The organism is Microcoleus sp. Pol12B4, assembly GCF_036701385.1.
Classification (GTDB): Bacteria; Cyanobacteriota; Cyanobacteriia; order Cyanobacteriales; family Microcoleaceae; genus Microcoleus.
This window is the reverse complement of record NZ_JAUBQR010000372.1, coordinates 1-3,205: the sequence shown is the minus strand read 5'-3', so window position 1 is coordinate 3,205 and position 3,205 is coordinate 1. Positions and strand designations below refer to the sequence as shown.

Below are 3,205 nucleotides of genomic sequence, written 5' to 3'. Positions count from 1 at the left end.
GAGGGTCGCTAATAAACAAACCCAGAACTAACGAATCCATCACCGTATCCCAGACAGGAGTCAAACGCTCTGCATCGTCAACCCAGTAATCAAAAGTAATCAAACACTGAACATTAGAACCCAATCCAATACAGATTCGCGAATAAGCTTCCCGCTGTTCTGGAGGGTCGATAAACTTAAATTCAGTCCAAACAATGCGGGCCGTTTGCCGCTTCAATTGGATAATTTCCCCAGGAGCGATCGGATTTCGCGTATCATCTTCAACCACCTTCTGTAATAGCGGTACTAGCGGAAAATCTGCCCAGTTACCAGGCGGTAGCAAATTAAACGAAACCTCCAAACAACAATCATCATCCGGCGGCTTTTTATCCGTAAATCGAAACGACTTTGTATCGGGTTCAAAATGCCCATCTTCCGGGGCATCAAAGCGAACTGCACCTCTTCCTGCGACAAAAATCCGAGTTCCAGGCTTTGACTTCCAATTGTGGTCTTCTTTAAGCTCTAAGGTTTCCTTGAGCCATTCTTGCTTTTTGCGCTTAGACATAAACAGAACACCAAATTACTGCTAATGTGTAGTTTTAGACTTGGCAAACACATTTTAACTCTATTTTGCTCGCCGTTTGCTCAAATATAACAATCCTTATAAAAATTATGAATTCCTCTCTTCTCTATTCCTCTGTGTTCTCTGCGCCTCTGCGGTCAAAAAAACATTTCACAATGTCCTAAATTTTAATTTTAACTCTTAGGAATTACATATCTAATTCCGCCTTTATTCCCAGCCGCATCGCCCTTGTAACGCGGGATAACATGAATAGCCGCGTGAGTGCGACTTTGACCTGCCTGTTTATTAATATTTATTCCCACATTAAACCCGTCAGGCTGAAATTCTTTACTTAACATCTCTTGTACCTTATTAGCCATAAACCAGCAAGCCGATTGCTCTCGAAACGGAAGTTCAAAATAATTTGCAACGTGACGCTTGGGGATGATTAAAACATGACCTTTGCTGGCGGGATAACCATCAAACATCGCATAAGCGGTTGCTGATTCAGTGAGCAAAATTAGGTTTTTATACGGATTGCAGAATATGCAGTTATTAGTAGAATTTCTTTGATGGTTGTAATGCACGTATTTGTAAATTTCGCAAGACTCATCTAGGTGAACTGGCTTAAATGGAAGTTTGACAATGCACTGATATGTAGGTTTTTTGTGGACATAATGTTCTCGAAAGCCTTCTTTTTTGATATCCCTTCTCACCGCAAAATATGCCTTACCTCCCGGTTTCAACAGGTGCGACACTTCCATCAGGACATTAGCTTGTTCTTCAGGAAACAAAACATTTAAAACATAAAAGCAAATGATGGTGTCAAATTTATCTTCGGGGAATTCCGGGAAATAATAAGGGTCGTAACCCCCAATATTCAAGCCTTTTTGGTGCAACAATCTAACATCGCTGCCGAAGCCGCACCCAAAATCTAAGACTTTGCCTTGCAGCAAGTTTTTATCCAATAAAAATCTTGCCGGAAATGACAGATAAATTCTTTCGATTGCCGTCAGGTGGCTGAATTTATTTTGTTGCTTTTTCATGGCGGCATAAATTTGATTTAAATAAATATTCTTCCGTCCGCGCACCATCCGGACGAGAGTTTGTGTAGTACCGATTTCAAGATCCGAATGTTATCTAAAAATTTTACCATTATTGCAGTTTGGCGATCGCCCCTTTTTCCACCAACACCTTACCAGTCACCAAATCCCGCACCGTCGCCAACAAAACCCGCCTCTCATCCACCTCAAAACTCACCGAAACCCTGTCAATTCCCAATACCCCAGGCGGATTCAAATGCGCCACACAAACCTGCTGGTGGTGGCTTTCCAGAGACCGAAAATCCGTCTGTTTGTTGAGCAAACTGCTCGTCATTTGCCCTTTTTCGTTAAAAATAACCTCCGCTTGCGATACCTCTGCAACTTCCCCAATATCTAACCGAATTTCCCTTTGCCCTTCAATTGCCACTTGCAGCGTCAACTCTTCGGAACTTTGACAGGGATATTTCATTTCCTTGCTAAATATCGGCGAATAATCATAAGCTTTAGCATAAGGTTCCCAAAGGCGAATTGCATAGCTGTGGCGCAAGTAATCCTCAACACTCGCTAATTGTGTCAATGCTAAAGCACCGTGCGCCACGGCTTCAAAAGGCTTGTCTGTTTTGACTTTTTGCCGCCCAAAATACGAAACCACTAAATTAGATACAGCCGGGATTAAAGAAGTTCCTCCTACCAGCAAAACCTGTTCGATATCTGCTTTGCCGATCCCTTTTCCCAGCGCAATACTCAGCACTTCATCTAAACTTTCCCGCAACTGTTCTAACAACTGCCTAGATTCCAGAATTTCTTCAAGCTTCTCTCGGTTTAGCTGCAAGTCGTAAGACATAAAATTTTCATCGTCAAACCAGCTTTCCTTCGCCTCATTAACTTGAGAAAGTTGAATTTTTAATTTTTCCGCTATTTCTAATAAGTTTTGCCAGCCAACAAAGCCGACTTCTGCCCGCGACGAACCAATTTGCCGCAAATAATCTTCGACAATCCAGATGTCAATATCTTCGCCGCCGACATAAGCATCGGATTTTGCCAACACTTCGGCACGCACCCCCCCCAGCCCCCCCTTGCTAAGGGGGGGAGCAAGATTTCTCTCCCCCTTGTCAAGGGGGGAAGCGAGATTTCTCTCCCCCTGGCTAAGGGGGGAAGCGAGATTTCTCCCCCCCTTACTAAGGGGGGGTAAGGGGGGGGTTAGAGCAGTACGAACTAAACTTAAATCTAATGTTCCGCCGCCAAAATCAACTACTAAAACTAGAGAACCGGGGCGTTTTACTGCATATCCTAGGGCGGCGGCTGTGGATTCATCTACTACCTGAACTTCCGCAACTCCCAAATTTTCTCCTAAGTCGCGAAACCAATCTAGATATCGCTCAAATGCTCCGACGGGTACTGTAAAAATTACTTTGTCTGGTTGTATATTTTGTATATACAACTGTTTCCAAATAGTTGTGATAAACTGTTCTGCTACTGATTCTGACGTGTAGGTTTCGCCATCAATATTGCGGGGTGGTGGCTGAAAGTCGGCAGCTAAATTGCGTTTAAAAGCTTTGAAAAAGCGGTCTGGCTGGGATTGCCCCAAACGCTGCGATCGCACTTTTTCTCCCAACACCAA

The 3,205-nt window shown here is 43.6% G+C and carries 3 protein-coding genes; all 3 read right to left on the bottom strand.

Features of this window, described 5'->3' with window-relative positions; all coding sequences use genetic code 11:
- Positions 1 to 544: hypothetical protein (locus QUA38_RS28170; RefSeq protein ID WP_333167702.1), on the bottom strand; the 544-nt coding region annotated here is incomplete at its 3' end.
- A gap of 191 nt (positions 545 to 735) precedes the next feature.
- Positions 736 to 1,587 carry a bifunctional class I SAM-dependent methyltransferase/HIT family protein gene (locus QUA38_RS28165; protein WP_333167700.1) on the bottom strand — a complete coding sequence of 284 codons (852 nt, stop codon included), beginning with the start codon at positions 1,585 to 1,587 and terminating at the stop codon, positions 736 to 738.
- 109 nt (positions 1,588 to 1,696) lie between these two features.
- Positions 1,697 to 3,205, bottom strand: a 1,509-nt coding sequence (locus QUA38_RS28160) for an Hsp70 family protein (RefSeq protein ID WP_333167698.1), incomplete at its 5' end; no start/stop codon positions are given.